Here is a 19025-nt window from a genome sequence, read left to right as displayed (position 1 = left end):
CGGCGGCGCGCGCCGGCCGCCCGCTCAGTCGGCCACGGTGGCGCGCAGCATCCACAGCGCCTTTTCGTGGAAGGTCAGCCGCTCCGTCAGCATGTCGTGCGTGACGAAGTCGCTCTTGTCCTCGGCGAGGTCGGCGGCCGAGCGCATCTGGCGCACGATCTCCTCGTGGTCGGAGATCAGGTCCTCGACCATCTCCTTGGCCGAGCGGCCGGAGGCGCGCAGCTCGATTCCGGTGTCGACGCCCTTGCCGGCCATCATCGGCGCGTGATGGCCGAGTGCGCGGATGCGCTCGGCGATCGTGTCGGTCGCCTCGAACAGGTCGCCATACTGCTCTTCCGTCAGCACGTGGATGGGATGGAACAGCGGGCCGACCACGTTCCAGTGGTAGATGTGCGTCTTGATGACCAGCCGGTAGGTCGCGACCAGGATGGCCGAGAGCCCCTCGGCAATCTGCTCGCGCTCGACGTCGCCGATGCCGACATTCATGCTCTCGCCCTGCATCTTCGGCTTCAGGACGGCCGTTGCCTCGCTCATCGTCGCCTCCTCGGTTGTCGCGTGCTCGGTTGTCGCGTGTTCGCTCGCATGGCGCGGCCGGCGGCAGGCCGGCGCCGCCTCAGTCGGTCGGCAGGTCGTCGGCCGGCTCGACCGTCGGCGGAACCTCGTCGCCGATGTCGGCCACGAAGACCTCGACGCCCCACCACACCAGACCGGCCAGGATCAGCCCGCCGATCAGCACCAGCAGCACCGGCGAGCCGCGGCGCCCCTGCTTGGCGTCGTTCTGGTCGACTTGCTTGTTCATGAATTCCTCCGTCGGACCACGATGCCGGGAGCCGGGCAGCGCCTCGCACGGCGCCGTGGTCCTTCCCGTTGATCTTTGCGCATGGCGGCACCATGCGCGGGGCCGGTCGTCGACCGCCTCAGGAGGAAATGCGCGCTTGCGCGGCAGGTTCCCTCGCCGCCGGCAGCGGCGGCGAGAGGGGCCCGCGTGCGCCACCGCGCCGCGCCGGGCCTTCAGTCGAAATCGTCGCCGTCCGGCTCCATGTTCTCGCGGTAGACGGCATAGGCGCCGAGCGCGACGATCGGCGCAAGCAGCGCGAGCATGCCGCTGCGCCGGGCAAGCAGCGACGGCAGCAGCGCCACGGCCGCCGTGCCGGCAAGGGCGCGCGCGTCGGTCGCCCGCCGGCGCGCCACCTTCTTGGCGCTGCGCCGCGTCACCACGCGCTGCACGATCAGGACGATCACCGCGATGACGAGGAAGCCGACGCCGAAGCCGGTCGCCGCCGCCAGCGCGCCCCATTCCTCGGCCGCCAGGATGTAGAGGGCGACGACCAGGAACGCGAGCGCGAAAAGTGCGGCCAGCGCCGCCAGTCCGTAGTAGACTACCGCCAGGCGCGTCCGCTTCATCGCGTCGGACACTTCGCCCGACGCGATCGAGGTGATCACGGTGATGAGAAAACGCATGTCTAGCGGCGGGTCATGAGCGCCAGCAGGAAGCCCACGCCGGCAGCCATGGCGAGCGCCGTCAGCGGCTTCTCGCGCACCGCCCCGCTCAGCTCGCGCTCCATGTCGCGCATGCCTTCACGCATATCGGCCATCGTCTCTTCCCCCTGGGCTCTGAGCTTTTCGGCGCGCGCCGAGGCTTGGCGGCGCGCGGAGTCCATCCTGCGCTCGCCCATCTCCTTGATGTGGCGGGTCAGCTGGGCCACGTCCTCGCGCAACTGGCGGATGTCGGCCTCGAGATCCTGTTGGGACTTGGCCGTTTCCGCATCGGCCGTCTTTGCGGTCTTGCTCGTCGTCGAGCTCGTTGCCATTGCCGGACTCCTTTCTCGAAGATCAACGCAAACGCAGCAGGCGTTCGCGGGTTCCCCGCCCGTTGCGCCGCGGGCACGGCGACCGCGCTCCGGCCGGCCGGGGTGGAACCGCCGGGCATCAAAGGCCGTTTGCTTCTACCTGTCCAGCCGGAATTGCCGATGATCCCCGCCAGCCGCAAGAAGCCGCCGATCGTCCGGCTGCCGCCCAAATCGAGCCTCGAGGTGGTGCTGCAGCGCTCCTCGCAGAGCGCCATCATCCTGATGGGGCTGGTGGTCGCGGTCGTCGCGCTGCACTACGGCCGGTTCCTGCTCGCACCGGCCGCGCTGGCGATCGTCATCGGCCTGATGCTCGGGCCGCTCGCCGCGCGCATCGAGCGCGGCGGCCTGCCGCCGGTGCTGTCGGCGCTGTTCGTGACGCTCGCCTTCGTGCTGCTCGTCGGCACGCTGGCCATCCTCATCGCGGTGCCGCTCACCTCCTGGTCGCGCCGCCTGCCGCAGGTGTGGAGCGAGCTCCAGTTCCAGCTCTCGAGCCTGCGCGAGCCGCTCGACACGGTGCGCAACATGCGCGACCAGATCCGCGCCGCGACCGGCGAATCCGGCGTCACCGTGACGGTCGAGGAGGGCTCCGCGGTGGAGGAGGTGGCGAGCCTGGCGCCGGCGCTGATCGCGCAGGTGCTGATCTTCCTGGCCGGCCTCTACTTCTTCGTCGCCACCCGGCACGAGACGCGGCTGTCGATCCTGCGGCTGTGCGTCAACCGGCGGCTGCGCTGGCGCGTGGCGCACATCTTCCGCGACGTGGAGGCGGCGATCTCGCGCTACCTGCTGTCGATCGCCCTGATCAACACCGGCCTCGGCCTCGCCGTCGGCACGGCGCTCTTCCTCGTCGGCGTGCCGTCCGCCGCGCTGTGGGGCGCGCTCGCCGGGCTGCTCAACTTCATCATGTACATCGGCCCGGCCGTCATGGCGGTGATCCTGTTCGGCGTCGGGCTGGCGACGTTCGACACCCTGTCGGCGAGCTTCATGCCGCCGCTCGTCTACCTGTCGCTCAACCTGATCGAGGCGCAGTTCGTCACGCCGCTGGTGATCGGCCGGCGCATGACGCTCAACCCGTTCGTGGTGTTCCTGGCGATCACCTTCTGGCTGTGGCTGTGGGGTCCGATCGGCGGCTTCGTGGCGATCCCCGCGCTGCTCGCCGCCGGCACGATCGTCGCCAACCTGGTGCCGGCCTCGGACTGGCAGCCGGCACCGCCCGCGGCGGGCCGCGCCGCGCCGCCTCACAGAAACGGCCGCGCCTCCGTCGCCGTGTCCTCCCAGCCGGCCAGCTCCGCCAGACCCTTCAGGTCGAACACCTGACAGCCGCCGTCGCCCCAGCGAAGCAGGTCGCGGCGCACCAGCTTGCGCAGCGTCTTGTTGGTGTGCACGAGCGACAGGCCGAGCGTGTCGGCGACGTGCTGCTGCGTCATGCCGATGGTCACCGCGTTGCTGCGCTTCATCAGCCCGCTGGCGATCGAGCGGCTGCCGATGAAGGCGAGCAGATAGGCGATGCGCTCGAGCGCGCTGCGCCGGCCGATCGTCAGCAGGTTCTCGTCGAGCATGCACTCCTCGCGCGAGGCGATCCAGGTGACGTCGTAGGCGAGCTCCGGATGCGCCTGGTAGAGCGTGAACAGCTCGTTGCGGTCGAACACGCACAGCGTCATCGGCGACAGCGCCTCGACCGAGTGCTGCATGGCGCCGAGCAGACTGCCCTGCAGGCCGACGAGATCGCCGGGCATGGCGAAATTGACGATCTGCCGGCGGCCGTCCTCCAGCGTCTTGTAGCGGAAGGCCCAGCCCGACAGCACGGTGTAGAAGTGCGGGTTCTGCGCCCCCTCCATCAGGATGGAGGCGCCGCGGTTGACCTTCAGCTCGCCCTGCTTGAACCGGCGCATGAAGTCGAGCTCCGCCTCGCGGAAGCTGCGGAATGTCTCGTTCCGGCGCAGCGGGCAGTGCTCGCAACTGACCGCCGCCGTCTCATGCCCGTTGGTCGCTGGTGCCATCCCCGCCCGTCCCCGGCCCGCCCGTCTGCGCCGGTTGCGGCGCAAACCATGCCGGCATTGTCAAATCTTAATGACAGCAAGCCGCCGCGCGGGCATCAACGCTCCTCATACAAGGGAGTCGCTGTTTGGACAATCAGTTGCTGCGAGGCCTCAGCGTCCTCGTCGTCGAGGACGAATTCCTGATCGCGATGGACGTGGAGCAGGTGTGCCGCGACAGCGGCGCCGTGGACGTGCGGGTGATCGGCCAGCGCGAGGCGTTGACGGCCGCCGCACTCGACGCGCCGACCGACGTGGTCATCCTCGACGTCAAGCTCGGCGGCGAACACACGCTCGAATTCGCCCGGCTTCTCGCCAGCCGCGGCATCCCCTTCATCTTCGCCACCGGCTACGGCGATCTCGGCGCGTTGCGCGACGAGTTTCCCGGCGTCGCGGTGGTCGGCAAGCCCTATGCGACGGCCGCCATGGTCGACGCGCTCGCCGCCGCCACGCTCGGGCGCCGCGGCGGCCTAGGCGACGGCGGATGAATTCGTCACCTGGGCGCTGATGCCGTCGGGGCCGTACTCCGTCTCGCCCGACACGCCGAGGATCTCCTGCAGGCGCGAGCGCGCCCGGCTCACCCGGCTCTTGATCGTGCCCACGGCGCAGTCGCAGATTTCCGCCGCCTCCTCGTAGGAGAAGCCCGACGCGCCGATCAGCACGATCGCCTCGCGCTGGTCTTCCGGCAGCGTGGCCAGCGCGCGCTTGAAATCGTCGAGGTCGAGCGAGGAATCCTGGTTTGGGTGGATGGCCAGCCGCGCGGTCATCACGCCGTCGCTGTCCTGCACCTCGCGGCCGCGCTTGCGCATCTGCGAATAGAACTCGTTGCGCAGAATGGTGAACAGCCAGGCCTTGAGATTGGTGCCGGGCTGGAAGCTTTTCTGCTTGTCCCATGCCTTGACCAGCGTTTCCTGCACCAGATCGTCGGCCCGGTCGGAGCTCTTGACCAGCGACACGGCGAACGCGCGCAGGCTGGGGATGGCCTCGAGGAGACCCTCCCGGAAGGCGGCGATATCGCCCATGGGGCTAATTCCTTTCCGTGCCGGACCGATCGCTTTCTTTCTGCTCGAGCTGCTTGAGCAGCTCGGTGAAGCGGTCCGGCACATCGTCGGCCATCAGCTCGTCGTAATACTGCCGGAGCTTGCGGCCGATCTCCGTGTTCGTGCCCAGGGGATCGTTCTTTCCGTTCCCCTTGGGGCCCGCCTTTCGTGCGGCGGTCTTTTCGTTCGCCATAAAATGTCTCTTCGCCCGTTGCACCTCCGAACCCCAGCGCAAGCGCGTTCCGGCCCGGTGGCCCGCCCCGGTTGCGCAATGGCCCGGGCCGCACCAAATCCGCCTCTCAACGCACATTGAAGAATTTCGTTCCGGCCGGCGGAACTTTTTTTTCTCCGCCGCGTTTGCAGCCCAACGGTCGTTCGACCGACCCACCTGTCACCGAGGGAGACGCGCCAGCATGAGTCTGTCCAACCGAATTGCCCCCCACCTTCCCTATCTGAGGCGTTACGCGAGGGCGGTCTCCGGCGCGCAGACGAGCGGCGACGCGCTGGTGGCGGCAACGCTGGAAGCGATCATCGCCGACGTCGACATCTTTCCCGAAGCCTCGAGCGACCGCGTCGCGCTCTACAAGCTGTTCTCCCGCCTGTTCGATTCCATCGACATTCCCGTGCCCGAAGCCGCGCCCACCTCGCTGTGGGAGAAGCGCGCCATCGACAATCTGTCGGCGCTCGCGCCGCAGCCGCGCCAGGCCTTCCTGCTGGTCGCCGTCGAGGGCTTCGATTCGGCCGAGGCGGCCGAGATCCTCGCCGTCGAGGAAAGCGAGCTCAACGCCCTGTTGAGCGAGGCGAGCCAGGAGATCTCGCGCCAGGTCGAGACCGACATCATGATCATCGAGGACGAGCCGCTGATCGCGCTCGACATCGAGGAGATGGTCGAAAGCCTCGGCCACCGGGTGGTCGGCACCGCGCGCACCCATGCCGAGGCGACCGAGCTGTTCGCCAAGTCCAACCCGAGCATGGTGCTGGCCGACATCCAGCTCGCCGACGGCAGCTCGGGCATCGAGGCGGTCAACGAGATCCTCGCCGCCACCCCGGTGCCGGTGATCTTCATCACCGCCTTCCCCGAGCGGCTGTTGACCGGCGAGCGGCCGGAGCCGACCTTCCTGGTCACCAAGCCGTTCAGCCCCGACATGGTCAAGGCGCTGATCAGCCAGGCGCTGTTCTTCGACCGCCAGGCCAAGGCCGCCGCCTGAGGCCGCCGACCCCGCAGGCGCGGGCGCCAACCCTTCGGCAAGGCCGCCCCCGGGCGGCCTTTTTGCTGCGGAACCAATGGCCTCGCCGGTCGTTTCCTCCGCGATGACTGCCGCACCGGCGGCTGCGCGAAAGGAGCCAGACCTATGCTTTATTGGGCCCTCATTTTTCTCGTCGTGGCGCTGGTCGCCGGCGTTCTCGGCTTCGGCGGCATTGCCGGCGCCTCGGCCGGCATCGCCCAGATCCTGTTCTTCATTTTCCTCGTGCTTCTGGCAATATCGCTGGTCGCCGGCCTGATGCGGCGGTCCCGCTGACGCGCGGCGCCGGCACCGCCACCCGCATGCGAGGAGGGAGACCATGAACAGAACGGCCATCAGCGAGCTCGAGAACGCCGCCCGCCTGGCGCTCGGCCATCCCGAGGGCGAGAGCGAGGACCCGCTGCCGCCCGGTCCCAACTACGGGCCGTTCGGTTACTTCCGGCTGGCGATCCTCATCTTCGCCGCCTTCCTGCTGGCGCTGATCGTGTTCACGGTCTTGTGAGACGCCACGACGACGACGCAAGTCGAACCGACGCGACGAACCAGAAGGCCACCCCGCTTTCGCAAGAAACGGGGCGGCCTTTCCTTTTGGCGGCAAGCGACGGCCGGCGCACGGACGATTTCTTGTCGCGATTCCACTTTCGCACTTGACAGAAGAAGCGGAACCCGCGCAGTCGCATGCGCGTTGTCATGGCGAAAGGAACACGCCATGGAACACATTGCTGCGCTTCTTCTCATCGTCGGCTGCTCGGACGACCTGTCCTACTGCCGCGAGCTTCCCGCCCCGGCCCCGCTCTACCAGACGGAGGCGGAATGCGACGCCGAGCTGGAGACGTCGATCCGCGGCTTCGTCGGGCAGTATCCGCAGATTCTCGGCAAGTGCGTGTCGGTTGATCCGGCGCTTGAGTATGTCGACGCCGAACTGGTATGGGATATCACCGGCAGCGGCAACCTGGTTGCCTCGATCGAACCCGTGACCGACGTGCTCGTCGCCTCGCGCGAGGAGCAGCAGACGCCGGCCATGGCCCGTCCCTGACGGACGATCGCCTGCGGACGTGCTGCGTCGGTGCGGCACCCCGTCGGTGCCGGAGGGGAGGCCGAACGGAGAGACAGGCACATGAAGAAGATGGTGATTTCCCTGGCGCTGGTGGGTGCGCTCGCCGGATGCACGACGACCGAGCAGGATGCCGCGGTCGGCGGCGCGGCCGGCGCGGTGATCGGCGGGCTGGCGAGCGACTCGGTCGGCGGCGCCGTGATCGGCGGCGTGGCGGGTGCCGCGGCCGGCGTGCTGATCGGCAAGGCGGCGCGCACCGGCTACTGCCGCTATCGCGACCGCTACGGCCGCATCTACGAGGCGCCCTGCCGCTGAGCTGGCGCGCGCGACACTGAAATCCGGGCCGGCGGCGACGCCGGCCTTTCTTTTTTGAAGCGCTTCCAGGCGAAGTGGAAACCGGTTCGCCGTTTCGCAACGCGGCAAGACAATAGCTTGGAAAGACAATAGCCTGGAGCCGGTCTGCGATTCCGTGAAAAGCAGATCGGCTCGAGCCGCAAGGCGCCACCGTCAGGCCGCGGCGGCCCCGTCGATGGCGCCCGGACCCGGCACCGCGCCCGCCGGGCACTTGCCGAGGATGATCATGCCGAGCACGTCGTCCTTGCTGACGTCGCCGGTCGCCGCGCTGCCCACCACCTGGCCGTTCTTCATCACCACCACGCGGTCGGCGAGGTCGAAGACGTCGTGGATGTCGTGGCTGATCAGGAAAATGCCGATGCCCTCGTTCTTAAGCTGCAGCACCAGCTCGCCGACCTGCGCGGTCTCCTGCGGGCCGAGCGCGGCGGTCGGCTCGTCCATGATGAGGATGCGCGCGTCGAAATGGATCGCCCGAGCGATGGCGACCGACTGCCGCTGGCCGCCCGACAGCCGGCTGACCGGGTCCTTGAAGCGCTGGAAACGCGGGTTGAGGCGACCCATCACCTTGCGCGTCTCCGATTCCATCGCCACGTCGTCGAGCGTGCCCCAGCGCGTGCGCAGTTCGCGGCCGAGGAACAGGTTGGCCGCCGCGTCGACGTTGTCTGCCAGCGCCAGCGTCTGGTAGATCGTCTCGATGCCGTAGCGCTTGGCGTCGCGCGGGTTGGCGATGGCCGCCTCGCGGCCGTTGACCCAGATCGTGCCCGCGTCGCGCCGGTAAGCACCCGACAGGATCTTGATCAGCGTCGACTTGCCGGCGCCGTTGTGGCCAAGCAGCGCGACCACCTCGCCGGCCCGCAGGTCGACCGAAACGTTGTCGACGGCATGGATGCCGCCGAAGGCGATGGAGATGTTCTGCATCTCGACCAGGGGCGCGTCGCTCATTGCCGTTCCTCCTCCCGGCGCGTCCCGCCACAGAGCGGCTGCCGGTTTCTCGCCGATGACGATGCGGCGGCAGGGACCAGGGGCATGGCGCTCCCTCCGCCGCTCCGTGTCGCGTCTACTGCAGCCGGCGCCGGTAGAGCGTGTCGAGCCACACGGCCAGCACCAGCACCATGCCGACCACGATGTTCTGCAGCGGCGTGTCGACGCCGAGCAGGATCATGCCGGTGGCCAGCGACTGCATCAGCACGGCGCCGATCATCGCTCCGGCGATGGTGCCGATGCCGCCCGACAGCGAGGTGCCGCCGATCACCGCCGCGGCGATCACCAGCAGCTCGTCGAGCGTGCCCTGCGCGTTGGTCGCCGCGTTGAGCCGGGCCGTCGAGATGGCCGAGCCGATGGCGGCCAGCATGCCCATCAGGATGAAGATCTTCATCACCACCCAGCGCGTGTTGATGCCGGCGAGTTCGGCCGCCTCCGGGTTGCCGCCGATGGCGAAGACGTAGCGCCCGAAGCGGGTGCGCGTGGCGATGAAGGTCATGACGATGCCGACGCCGACGGCGATCAGCACCGGGATGGCGATGCCGTGCGCGATGAACAGGCCGCCCTCGGGCACGGCGATGCCGGTCGCCTCGGCGTAGCGCCGCACGATGCCGACCGGCCAGGGATAGGCGTTGGCCACCGCCACCGCACCGAGGATGACCGCGCAGCCGACGCCGGCCAGAAACGCCTCGGCCCACAGCGGGCGCAGCGGGAAGTGGAACTTGCGGCGCTGGTTGCGGCCGCTGGCGAGCGCCAGCACGAGCGCGGCGCCGGCGACGAGCCCGACGATCCAGCTCCAGGTCGCGCCGATCGCCCCCTCGGGGCCACCGCCCATCAGCCGGAAGGTGGAATCCATCGGCGCCACGGTGCGCCCGCTGGTCACCCACCAGGCCGCGCCGCGCCACACCAGCAGGCCGCCGAGCGTGACGATGAAGGCCGGCACGCCGAGATAGGCGATGATGTAGCCCTGCAGGCCGCCGATCGCCGCGCCCGCCACGAGCCCGACGGCGAGCGCCAGCATCCAGGTCGCCGGATGGTCGAAGCCGAGCAGCCCGGGCAGGAGCTGCGCCTGGGTGACGCCCATCACCATGCCGACGAAGCCGAGCACCGAGCCGACCGACAGGTCGATGTTGCGGGTGACGATGACCAGCACCATGCCGGTCGACATCACCGCGATCGAGGCCGACTGCACCGACAGGTTCCACAGGTTGCGCGGCGTCAGGAACAGCCCGCCCGACAGGATGTGGAAGCCGACCCAGATCAGCGCCAGCGCCGCCAGCATGCCGAGCATGCGGGTGTCGAGCTCGGTCGCCTTGAGGAAGCGGCCGAGCGGCCCGCCCGCATCCGCGCGCGCGCCGTCGACCGGCGCATGCGTCGTCACCTGCGTCATGCTCTCCTCCCGCCGGCCGCCCGTCGTCGCGGCCGACCCTCCCGGTGCGGCGGGGCGGCCGCGCGGCGCACCGCGCGGCCGCCGGCGCGTCACCTCAGCCGCAGACCTCGGCCGAGCCCGGCTCGACGCCCTGGCAGACCACGTCCTTCGAGACCCACCCCGCGTCGATGACGACGTCGAGATTGTCGCGGGTGATCGGCACCGGCTTGAGGAAGATGGCGTTCATCTCCACGCCGTTCGGCCCGTCCGACCACGCGGTGGCGCCCTCGACCTCGTCCATCGCCGTGCCCGCGGCGAGCTGGTCGGCGATCTGCGCGGCCGCCTTGCCGAGCTCGCGCGCGTCCTTCCACACCGAGACCGTCTGCGTGCCCTTGGCGATGCGGTTGAGCGCGGCGTGGTCGCCGTCCTGGCCCGACACCGGCACCGAGCCGGCCATGCCCTGCGCCTCGAGCGCGGCGATGGCGCCGCCGGCCGTGCCGTCGTTGGAGGCGACCACCGCGTCGACCTCGTTGTTGTTGGAGGTCAGGATCTGCTCCATGTTCTTCTGCGCGTTGGCCGGCAGCCAGCCGTCCGTGTAGGCCTCGCCGACATTCTTGATCTTGCCCGAATCGATCGCCTCCTGCAGCACCTCCATCTGGCCGGAGAACAGGAAGTCGGCATTGGGATCGGCCGACGAGCCCTTGATGAAGGCGTAGTTGCCCTCCGGCTGCGCCTCGTAGACGGCCCGCGCCTGCATGCGGCCGACCTCCTTGTTGTCGAAGGTCAGGTAGAAGGCGTTGGGATTCTCGATCAGCCGGTCGTAGCCGACCACCGGGATGCCCTCGGCGACCGCCTTCTCGACCGCCGGGCCGATGGCCGAGGCGTCCTGCGCCAGGATGATCAGCGCGTCGGCGCCCTGCGCGATCAGCGCCTCCACGTCGGTGAGCTGCTTGGCCGCCGACGACTGGGCGTCGGCCGAGATGTAGGTGTTGCCGTCGGCCTCGATCTGCGTCTGCATCGCCGCCTCGTCGGTCTTCCAGCGCTCCTCCTGGAAGTTCGACCAGGACACGCCGATGGTCCTGCCCTCGGCCAGCGCCGCGCTCGAAAGCGCCACCGACACGGCGAAACCCGCCACCAGGGCGGTCGTGATCTTCCTCATGATGTTCCTCCCTTGGCCCGGCCTTGGCGCGCGGGCTCTGTATCGAGCGAAGCCCTTTTTTTCGAGCCTCGAAAAAAAGAATGACTCAGAGCGCCCCCTATGTCAATATGCCGCAAGCGGCCGCCGGCGAGCCGCGCGCCGCGGGCTCGCGCGGGGCGGCGCGGGCGGGCGGCACAGGGAGGAACGGCGCCATGACGGCGGGCATCCGTCACGACGACCTGAGAAAGCGCAACCGCGCCCTCGTCATCCGCGCCGTGCGGCGCGCCGGCCAGCCCTCGCGCACCGAGCTCGCCGGGCTGACCGGGCTCAGCCATTCGACCATCTCGGCCATCGCCGCCGACCTGATCGCCGAGGGCACGCTCGCCGAGACCAAGCCGGCCGATGCCGCCGCCAGCCGGCGCGGCCGGCCGCAGGTGGCGCTCGCGCTCAACCCGCGTGCCGGCGCCGTGGCGACCGTGGTGCTGTCGCTCGGCCGGCTGTCGGTCGCGCTGGTCGACTATGCCGGCACGGTGGTCGCCGAGCAGAGCGAGCGCCTGCCGACGCTGACCGCCGAGCCGGGTGCGCTGGTCGCGCGCGTGACGGCGGCGCTGCGCGGCCTGCTCGCGCGCGGCGGCGGCGACGCCGGGCGGCTGATGCGCATCTGCCTCGCCGTGCAGGGCATCACCGATTCGGCCGGCCGCACGCTGCTGTGGTCGCCGATCACGCCGCACAGCGACATCGCCTTCGCCCCGGCGCTGGAAAAGGCCTTCGCCGTGCCGGTCGCCGTCGTCAACGACTGCAACATGATCGCCACCGCGCTGACCTGGCGCGCGCCGCAGCGCCACGGCGACGACTTCGTCGCCGTGCTTCTGTCCAACGGCATCGGCATGGGCCTGATGCACAAGGGCGCGCTGTTTTCCGGCACGCGCTCGTCGGCCGGCGAGTTCGGCCACATGATCCACCGTCCGCACGGCGCCCTGTGCCGCTGCGGCCGGCGGGGCTGCATCGAGGCCTATGCCGGCAACTACGCCATCTGGCGCAAGGCCGAGGGGCACGACGAGCAGCAGCGCCCGGTGGCCGACATCGACGCCGGCGCGATGGCCGCGCTCGCCGCGCGCGCCCGCGCCGCCGACGGGCCGGAGCGCACCGCCTTCCGCGCCGCCGGCGAGGCGATCGGCTTCGGGCTCGGCAGCCTGTTCGCCGTGTTCGATCCCGCCCCCGTCGTCTTCGTCGGCCAGGGCACCGCGGCCTTCGACCTGCTCGAGCCGGTGATCCGCGAAGCGCTCGGCCGCACCGCCGGCGGCCAGGCCGCCGGCGCGCTCGCCTTCGAGACGGAGGCCAACGAATTGCCGCTCATCCGCCACGGCTGCGCCATGACGGCGCTCACCCAGCTCGACCGGGCGGTCTTCGCGCTCGGCGCCGAGCCGGCCGCCGCGCGCGGCCGCGCGGTGGCATGAGGGCGCCCGCCGCAGCGCTCGCGCTCGCGCTCGCCGCGCCGGCGGCGGCCGAGCCGGTCGCCGAGCCGTGGGCCGAGCGCGTGCTCCTCGAGCGCGTCGATCCCGCCGCGGTCGCCGGCCGGCTCGACGCCGCGGCGCTGGCGGCGCTGCGTGCGACGGGCGAGCGCCTGTTCGTCGGCCGCTTCACCGAGGCCGACGGCGTCGGCCGCCCGTTCGCCACCCAGGCGATCGTGCCGACCGCGCGCCGGCGCGCGCCCGAGAACGCCTTCTTCCGCTCCGCCGGGCTCGACGCCAACGCCTGCTCGGGCTGCCACAACCAGCCGGCCACCGGCGGCGCCGGCGACTTCGTCGCCAACGTGTTCGTCTCCGAGGGCTTCGAGAGCGCCGACTTCGACAGCCTCGATCCGCAATTCTCCAACGAGCGCGGCACCAACCACCTGTTCGGTGCCGGGCTGATCGAGCTTCTGGCGCGCGAGATGACGGCCGAGCTGCACGCCGTGCGGCGCGCCGCGCTGGCCGAGGCGCGCGCCGGCGGCGCGCCGGTCACCGCCGCGCTCGCCGCCAAGGGCGTCGGCTTCGGCGCCGTCACCGCCCATCCCGACGGCATGCTCGACCTCGGCGCGGTCGAGGGCGTCGACGACGATCTCGTCATCCGCCCGTTCAGCCAGAAGGGCGTGATGACGTCGCTGCGCCAGTTCACCGTCAACGCGCTCAACCACCACCACGGCATCCAGGCCGACGAGCGCTTCGGCCCGCGCTGGACCGGCACGCGCGACCATGACGGCGACGGCGTCGACGACGAGATCGGCGCCGGCGAGATCTCCGCTCTCGTCGCCTGGCAGGCCGGTCTCGCCCCGCCGGCGGTCGAAACGCCGGCCGACGCGGCCTGGCGCGCCGCCGCCCGGCGCGGCGACGCGCTGTTCGACGGGCTCGGCTGCCAGGCCTGCCACCGCCGCGCCCTGCCGCTCGACAGCCTGGAGTTCGCCGATCCCGGACCGCTCGACATGGCCGGCACGCTGCGCGCCGGCGAGACGCCGCACGGCGCCGTCTACGACCTGGCGCTGATGGCCTGGGCCGAGCGCCTGCCGCGCGATGCTGACGGCCGCATCCTGGTGCCGCTCTTCGGCGACCTGAAGCGCCACGTGATCGCCGACCGCCAGGTGGCGACGCTCGGCAACGAGCTGCTCGCCCAGCGCTTCGTCGAGCGCAACGTCTTCATGACCGCCGAGCTGTGGGGCGTCGCCGAAACCGCGCCCTACGGCCACCGCAACGACCTGACGACGCTCGACGCGGTGATCCGCGCCCACGGCGGCGCGGCGCGCGCCGCGCGCGACGCCTATGTCGCGGCCGCCGAGACCGACCGGCGGGCGCTGATCGCCTTCCTGCGCACCCTGGTGATCGCGCCGTGAGGCGGCTGGCCGCCGCGCTCGCGCTTCTCGCGCTGGCCCCGGCCGCGGCGGCCGAGCGCGACATGCCGGCCGGCGACGTGCCGGCGATGCGCGAGGAGGCGGCGGAGGCCGGCATCGCGCACGCCTATCGCGGGCCGTGGGAGTACTTCGTCGGCGGCGGCGCCGCCGCGCTCGACTGCAACGGCGACCGCATGCCGGACCTGTTCGTCGCCGGCGGCAAGGCGCCCGCCCGCCTCTACGTCAACCGCGGCCGCGCCGGCGGGCCGCTGCGCTTCGCCGAGACCGACACCGGGCTCGCCGCGCGCGACCTGGAAAGGGTGCTCGGCGCCTATCCGCTCGACATCGACAGCGACGGCCACCCCGACCTGGTGCTGCTGCGCCTCGGCGAGAACCTGATCCTCAGGGGCGGGCCGGACTGCCGCTTCACCAAGGCCAACCGCCGCTTCGCCTTCGACGGCGGCCGCGCCTGGACGACCGCCTTCGCCGCGGCGTGGGAGAAGGACGGCGCGTTCCCCACCCTCGCCTTCGGCAACTATGTCGACCGCCAGGCGCCCGGCGCGCCCTGGGGCACCTGCCACGACAACGCGCTGCATCGGCCGGCCGCCGGGGCGGCGCCGGACTACGGCACGGCGCTGGCGCTCGCGCCCGGCCACTGCGCGCTGTCGATGCTGTTCACCGACTGGAACCGCTCCGGCCTGCCGGCGCTGCGCGTGACCAACGACCGGCACTACTATCGCGGCGGCGAGGAGCAGCTCTGGCATGTCGAGCCGGACCGGCCGCCGCGCCTGTTCACCCGCGCCGACGGCTGGCAGCGCCTCACCATCTGGGGCATGGGCATCGCCGAGGGCGACATCGACGGCGACGGCTATCCCGAATACGCCCTCACCTCGATGGGCGACACCAAGCTGCAGCGCCTCGACGAGGAGGCCGAGGAGGACCGGCCGGTCTATGCCGACATCGCCTACGCGCGCGGCGCGACGGCGCACCGGCCCTACCGCGGCGACGACCTCAAGCCGTCGACCGGCTGGCACGCCGAGTTCGCCGACTTCAACAATGACGGGCTGTTCGACCTGTTCATCGCCAAGGGCAACGTCGAGAAGATGGAGGACTTCGCCGCCTTCGATCCCGACAACCTGCTGATCGGCCAGTGGGACGGCGGCTTCGCGGAGGCCGGCGACCTGGCCGGCATCGACCGCGACACCAGGGGGCGCGGCGCGGTGGTCGACGACTTCAACCGCGACGGCCGGCTCGACCTTCTCGTCGTCAACCGCGAGGCGCCCGTCTCGCTGTTCCGCAACATGGGCGCCGCCAGCGCCGACGGCCCGCGCCAGGGCGGCAACTTCGTCGCCGTCGAGCTCGCCCAGGACGGCGCCAACCGCAACGCCGTCGGCGCGCTCGTCTCGCTGCGCTGGGGCGCCAGGACCCTCAACCGCACCGTGCAGGTCGGCGGCGGCCACGCCTCCGGCCGCCTCGGCTTCCTGCATTTCGGCATCGGCACGGCCGAGCGCGCGACGATCCGCGTCAAGTGGCCGGACGGCGAGTGGAGCGCGCCCTACCGCGTCTTCGCCAACAACTTCGTGCATCTGGCGCGCGGCGCCGCCGACGTGCGCTACTGGTACCCGCCCGAGTGAGGGAACATCCGCCCGCGCCGCCGGTTATCCGGGCGTGGCGGCACGCGTCGCCGCCAGCCGAACGGAGGCCGCGATGCCCATATACCGTCTCGAGCCGAGCGCCGCACCCGACGACCCGCGCTGGGACAACGCGCCGACCCAGGGCACGGTGATCGTGCGCGCCGAATCGCCCGCCGACGCCCGCCTGGTGGCGTCCGAAGCCGAGGCCGATTTCCTCGAGGTCGACGCCAAGCCGGGCGACGGCGTGTCGACCAGCTTCGCCAGCGCGTTCCGCAATCCGCTGCTCTACTCCGTCGTCGAGGACACCGGCACGCGCTTTGCCGCCGAGGGGCCGCGGGCGGTGCTGGAGGGCGACCTGACGCGCGACGTGCTGCTGACGACGCGAACCGCCGGCGGCGACGCAAAGGGCTGATCTTCCAGGCGGAACCGCCGTCCATGCCGGCCCGCGTCGCGGCAGCGCGCGGCGCGCCGGCCGACAAGGCGCTTGCGCTTTCGCGGCGCCTGCGCTATGCGCCGCGGCGGGCCACCCCTCCCCACCGAGGGGCGTGCTATCTGGAAGGATAGAACCATGACGACCCCGCTTGCCAAGCCGGACCTGCGTCCGGCCAATCCCCGTTTTTCATCCGGTCCCTGTGCCAAGCGTCCCGGCTGGACCCTGGATGCGCTCGCCGACGCCGCGCTCGGCCGCTCGCACCGCGCCAAGCTCGGCAAGGCCAAGCTGGCGCGCGCCATCGCGCTGACGCGCCAGGTGCTGCAGGTTCCCGAAAGCCACCGCATCGGCATCGTGCCGGCGTCCGACACCGGCGCCGTCGAGATGGCGCTGTGGTCGCTGCTCGGCGCCCGCGGCGTCGACGTGCTGGCCTGGGAATCCTTCGGCGCCGGCTGGGTGACCGACATCGCCAAGCAGCTCAGGATCGCCGATCTGCGCCGCATCGAGGCCGACTACGGCCACTTGCCGAACCTCGCCGAGGTCGATTTCGACCGCGACGTGGTGTTCACCTGGAACGGCACCACCTCCGGCGTGCGCGTTCCCGACGGCGGCTTCATCCCTGCCGACCGGGCCGGCCTGACGATCTGCGACGCCACCTCGGCCGCCTTCGCCCAGCGCCTCGACTTCGCCAAGCTCGACGTCGTCACCTTCTCCTGGCAGAAGGTGCTGGGCGGCGAGGCCGCGCACGGCGTCCTCATCCTGTCGCCGCGCGCGGTGGAGCGGCTGGAGACGCACACGCCGCCCTGGCCGCTACCCAAGATCTTCCGCCTGACCAAGGGCGGCAAGCTGAACGAGGGCATCTTCAAGGGCGAGACGATCAACACGCCCTCCATGCTGTGCGTGGAGGACTATCTCGACGCGCTCGAATGGGCCGAGGGCCTGGGCGGGCTCGACGCGCTGATCGCCCGCGCCGACGCCAACTTCGCGGTCATCGACCGCTTCGTGGCGGCCAGCGACTGGGCCGAGCATCTCGCCGTCGACCCGGCGACGCGCTCCAACACCTCGGTCTGCCTGTCGATCGCCGATCCCGAGATCCGCGCGCTCGATCCGGCCGCCCAGGCCGCCTTCGCCAAGGACATGGCGGCGCGGCTCGAGGCCGAGGGCGTCGCCTACGACATCGGCGCCTATCGCGACGCCCCGCCCGGCCTGCGCATCTGGGCCGGCGCCACGGTCGAGACCGCCGATCTCGAGGCGCTGATGCCGTGGCTCGACTGGGCCTTCGCCGGCGCCCGCTCGGCGCTGCGCGCCGCCGCCTGAGCCGCCCGGCCACGCCGTCGCCAATGCCTGAGGCGCCGCCCCTTGCCGGGGCGGCCCGTCGGCCCTCCCCTTCTTCTTCCGTCACCCGAGGAATCCGCCATGCCGCGCGTGCTCGTCTCCGACAAGCTTTCCCCCACCGCCGTCGACATCTTCAAGACCCGCGGGGTCGAGGTCGACTACCTGCCCGATCTCGGCAAGGACAAGGACAAGCTCCTGTCGGCGATCGGCGACTATGACGGCCTTGCGATCCGCTCGGCCACCAAGGTCACCGAAAAGCTGATCGCCGCCGCCGACCGGCTCAAGGTCGTCGGCCGCGCCGGCATCGGCGTCGACAATGTCGACATCCCGGCGGCCTCGCGGCGCGGCATCATCGTGATGAACACGCCGTTCGGCAACTCGATCACCACGGCCGAGCACGCCATCGCCATGCTGTTCGCCGTCGCCCGGCAGATCCCCGAGGCCAACGCGTCGACCCATGCCGGCAAGTGGGAGAAGAACCGCTTCATGGGTGTCGAGATCACCGGCAAGACGCTCGGCGTCATCGGCTGCGGCAACATCGGCTCGGTGGTCGCCATGCGCGCCGTCGGCCTGCGCATGCACGTCGTCGCCTTCGACCCCTTCCTGTCGCAGAAGCGGGCCGACGAGCTCGGCGTCGAGAAGGTCGAGCTCGACGAGCTGTTCCAGCGCGCCGACTTCATCACCCTGCACACGCCGCTCACCGACAAGACGCGCGGCGTCGTCGACAAGGCGGCGATCGCGCGCATGAAGGATGGCGTGCGCATCATCAACTGCGCGCGCGGCGGCCTGGTGGTCGAGGCCGACCTGGTCGAGGCGCTGAAGGCCGGCAAGGTGGCCGGCGCCGGCATCGACGTCTTCGAGGTGGAGCCGGCGACCGACAACCCGCTGTTCAACCTGCCCAACGTGGTGTGCACGCCGCATCTCGGCGCCTCGACGCGCGAGGCGCAGGAGAACGTGGCCCTGCAGGTGGCCGAGCAGATGGCCGACTACCTGACCAAGGGCGCGGTCACCAACGCCATCAACATGCCCTCGATCAGCGCCGAGGAGGCACCGCGGCTGAAGCCCTTCGTCAAGCTCGCCGAGGTGCTCGGCGCCTTCGTCGGCCAGGTGACCGAGGAGCCGATCCGCGAGGTCGAGATCCTGTTCGACGGCGCCACGCGCGAGATGAACACGCGCGCGCTGGTCAGCGCCACGCTGGCCGGGCTGATCCGGCCGCAGGTCTCCGACGTCAACATGGTGTCGGCGCCGATCATGGCCAAGGAGCGCGGCATCATCCTGTCGGAGGTCAAGCGCGACAAGTCCGGCGTGTTCGACGGCTACATCAAGCTGACGGTGAAGACCGCCGAGAAGACGCGCACCATCGCCGGCACCGTGTTCTCCGACGGCAAGCCGCGCTTCATCCAGATCAAGGGCATCAACCTCGATGCCGAGATCGGCGAGCACATGCTCTACACGACCAACAACGACGAGCCGGGCATCATCGGCCTGCTCGGCACCGTGTGCGCGCGGCACGGCGTCAACATCGCCAACTTCCAGCTCGGCCGCAACCGGCCGGGCGGCGACGCCATCGCGCTGCTCTATCTCGACGAGCCGATCGCCCCGAACGTGCTCGCGGAGCTGCGCGGCCACCAGGAGATCCTGTCGGCCAAGCCGCTGCGCTTCGACGTCTCGGGCTGACCGCCGCCGCGCCGGCCGGCCGG

General features: G+C 70.8%; 23 protein-coding genes. 13 read left to right on the top strand and 10 right to left on the bottom strand.

Annotated elements, in window-relative coordinates:
* Nucleotides 1-24: 24 nt before the first annotated feature.
* From N1F89_RS04150 to N1F89_RS04135, 4 genes are all read right to left on the bottom strand, one after another.
* Entirely contained in the window at nt 25-534 is a 510-nt protein-coding gene (locus N1F89_RS04150) for a DNA starvation/stationary phase protection protein (RefSeq protein ID WP_290081727.1), read from the bottom strand.
* 79 nt (nt 535-613) lie between these two features.
* Nucleotides 614-799: a hypothetical protein gene (locus N1F89_RS04145; RefSeq protein WP_290081726.1), complete on the bottom strand. Its 186-nt coding sequence runs from the start codon at nt 797-799 to the stop codon at nt 614-616.
* 212 nt (nt 800-1011) lie between these two features.
* On the bottom strand, nt 1012-1461 hold the full coding sequence (locus tag N1F89_RS04140; RefSeq protein ID WP_290081723.1) for a hypothetical protein: 450 nt from the start codon (nt 1459-1461) through the stop codon (nt 1012-1014).
* A 2-nt stretch (nt 1462-1463) separates the two neighbouring features.
* The gene (locus tag N1F89_RS04135; protein ID WP_290081718.1) at nt 1464-1811 is read right to left on the bottom strand and encodes a hypothetical protein; all 348 of its coding nucleotides are present in this window, start codon (nt 1809-1811) and stop codon (nt 1464-1466) included.
* A 159-nt stretch (nt 1812-1970) separates the two neighbouring features.
* Here N1F89_RS04135 and N1F89_RS04130 point away from each other — a divergent pair, with 159 nt between their 5' ends.
* Nucleotides 1971-3164: an AI-2E family transporter gene (locus N1F89_RS04130; protein WP_290081716.1), complete on the top strand. Its 1194-nt coding sequence runs from the start codon at nt 1971-1973 to the stop codon at nt 3162-3164.
* On the opposite strand, the gene N1F89_RS04125 is transcribed toward N1F89_RS04130, so the two are convergent.
* A complete protein-coding gene (locus N1F89_RS04125) occupies nt 3086-3847 on the bottom strand; it encodes a Crp/Fnr family transcriptional regulator (RefSeq protein WP_290081713.1) in 762 nt (253 codons plus the stop codon). The two genes, N1F89_RS04130 and N1F89_RS04125, sit on opposite strands and share 79 nt — an antisense overlap.
* A gap of 125 nt (nt 3848-3972) precedes the next feature.
* On the opposite strand from N1F89_RS04125, the gene N1F89_RS04120 reads away from it, so the two are divergent.
* Nucleotides 3973-4371: a response regulator gene (locus N1F89_RS04120; protein ID WP_290081712.1), complete on the top strand. Its 399-nt coding sequence runs from the start codon at nt 3973-3975 to the stop codon at nt 4369-4371.
* Here N1F89_RS04120 and N1F89_RS04115 read toward each other — a convergent pair.
* On the bottom strand, nt 4354-4905 hold the full coding sequence (locus tag N1F89_RS04115) for a sigma-70 family RNA polymerase sigma factor (RefSeq protein ID WP_290081710.1): 552 nt from the start codon (nt 4903-4905) through the stop codon (nt 4354-4356). The two genes, N1F89_RS04120 and N1F89_RS04115, sit on opposite strands and share 18 nt — an antisense overlap.
* A gap of 4 nt (nt 4906-4909) precedes the next feature.
* Complete coding sequence (locus N1F89_RS04110; protein WP_290081709.1) at nt 4910-5116, bottom strand: NepR family anti-sigma factor; 207 nt, start codon at nt 5114-5116, stop codon at nt 4910-4912.
* Between the two features lie 220 nt (nt 5117-5336).
* On the opposite strand from N1F89_RS04110, the gene N1F89_RS04105 reads away from it, so the two are divergent.
* The 5 genes from N1F89_RS04105 to N1F89_RS04085 all read left to right on the top strand — a co-directional run bounded on the left by N1F89_RS04105 (nt 5337) and on the right by N1F89_RS04085 (nt 7536).
* The gene (locus tag N1F89_RS04105; RefSeq protein ID WP_290081707.1) at nt 5337-6131 is read left to right on the top strand and encodes a response regulator; all 795 of its coding nucleotides are present in this window, start codon (nt 5337-5339) and stop codon (nt 6129-6131) included.
* A 144-nt stretch (nt 6132-6275) separates the two neighbouring features.
* Nucleotides 6276-6443 (top strand): DUF1328 domain-containing protein, encoded by a 168-nt coding sequence (locus N1F89_RS04100; RefSeq protein WP_290081705.1) that lies wholly within the window; start codon nt 6276-6278, stop codon nt 6441-6443.
* Nucleotides 6444-6486: 43 nt separating this feature from the next.
* Nucleotides 6487-6669 carry a hypothetical protein gene (locus N1F89_RS04095; RefSeq protein WP_290081703.1) on the top strand — a complete coding sequence of 61 codons (183 nt, stop codon included), beginning with the start codon at nt 6487-6489 and terminating at the stop codon, nt 6667-6669.
* Between the two features lie 207 nt (nt 6670-6876).
* Nucleotides 6877-7203, top strand: a complete 327-nt coding sequence (locus N1F89_RS04090; RefSeq protein WP_290081702.1) for a hypothetical protein — start codon at nt 6877-6879, stop codon at nt 7201-7203.
* 81 nt (nt 7204-7284) lie between these two features.
* A complete protein-coding gene (locus N1F89_RS04085; RefSeq protein ID WP_290081700.1) occupies nt 7285-7536 on the top strand; it encodes a hypothetical protein in 252 nt (83 codons plus the stop codon).
* A 192-nt stretch (nt 7537-7728) separates the two neighbouring features.
* Here the strand turns inward: N1F89_RS04085 and N1F89_RS04080 are convergent, their stop codons facing one another.
* From N1F89_RS04080 to xylF, 3 genes are all read right to left on the bottom strand, one after another.
* Nucleotides 7729-8517 carry an ATP-binding cassette domain-containing protein gene (locus N1F89_RS04080; protein ID WP_290081697.1) on the bottom strand — a complete coding sequence of 263 codons (789 nt, stop codon included), beginning with the start codon at nt 8515-8517 and terminating at the stop codon, nt 7729-7731.
* 115 nt (nt 8518-8632) lie between these two features.
* Complete coding sequence (locus tag N1F89_RS04075; RefSeq protein WP_290081694.1) at nt 8633-9946, bottom strand: sugar ABC transporter permease; 1314 nt, start codon at nt 9944-9946, stop codon at nt 8633-8635.
* A gap of 94 nt (nt 9947-10040) precedes the next feature.
* On the bottom strand, nt 10041-11084 hold the full coding sequence (xylF, locus tag N1F89_RS04070) for a D-xylose ABC transporter substrate-binding protein (RefSeq protein WP_290081693.1): 1044 nt from the start codon (nt 11082-11084) through the stop codon (nt 10041-10043).
* Between the two features lie 191 nt (nt 11085-11275).
* Here xylF and N1F89_RS04065 point away from each other — a divergent pair, with 191 nt between their 5' ends.
* From N1F89_RS04065 to serA, 6 genes are all read left to right on the top strand, one after another.
* The gene (locus N1F89_RS04065) at nt 11276-12520 is read left to right on the top strand and encodes an ROK family protein (protein WP_290081691.1); all 1245 of its coding nucleotides are present in this window, start codon (nt 11276-11278) and stop codon (nt 12518-12520) included.
* Nucleotides 12517-13929, top strand: coding sequence for a hypothetical protein (locus N1F89_RS04060; RefSeq protein WP_290081689.1), 1413 nt, complete (start codon nt 12517-12519; stop codon nt 13927-13929). Before N1F89_RS04065 ends, N1F89_RS04060 begins: the two co-directional genes overlap by 4 nt.
* A complete protein-coding gene (locus N1F89_RS04055; protein WP_354670305.1) occupies nt 13926-15560 on the top strand; it encodes a CRTAC1 family protein in 1635 nt (544 codons plus the stop codon). The genes N1F89_RS04060 and N1F89_RS04055 overlap by 4 nt, the downstream gene beginning before the upstream one ends.
* A 73-nt stretch (nt 15561-15633) precedes the next feature.
* Nucleotides 15634-15972, top strand: a complete 339-nt coding sequence (locus N1F89_RS04050) for a hypothetical protein (protein ID WP_290081687.1) — start codon at nt 15634-15636, stop codon at nt 15970-15972.
* Between the two features lie 156 nt (nt 15973-16128).
* The gene (locus tag N1F89_RS04045) at nt 16129-17307 is read left to right on the top strand and encodes a phosphoserine transaminase (RefSeq protein ID WP_290081686.1); all 1179 of its coding nucleotides are present in this window, start codon (nt 16129-16131) and stop codon (nt 17305-17307) included.
* Nucleotides 17308-17406: 99 nt separating this feature from the next.
* Nucleotides 17407-19002 carry a phosphoglycerate dehydrogenase gene (gene serA, locus N1F89_RS04040; protein ID WP_290081682.1) on the top strand — a complete coding sequence of 532 codons (1596 nt, stop codon included), beginning with the start codon at nt 17407-17409 and terminating at the stop codon, nt 19000-19002.
* The last annotated feature ends 23 nt before the right edge of the window (nt 19003-19025 follow it).

The sequence above is a fragment of the Aquibium sp. A9E412 genome (assembly GCF_030398335.1).
In the GTDB taxonomy this organism is placed as follows: Bacteria; Pseudomonadota; Alphaproteobacteria; order Rhizobiales; family Rhizobiaceae; genus A9E412.
This window is presented reverse-complemented; position numbering and strand designations above follow the sequence as displayed.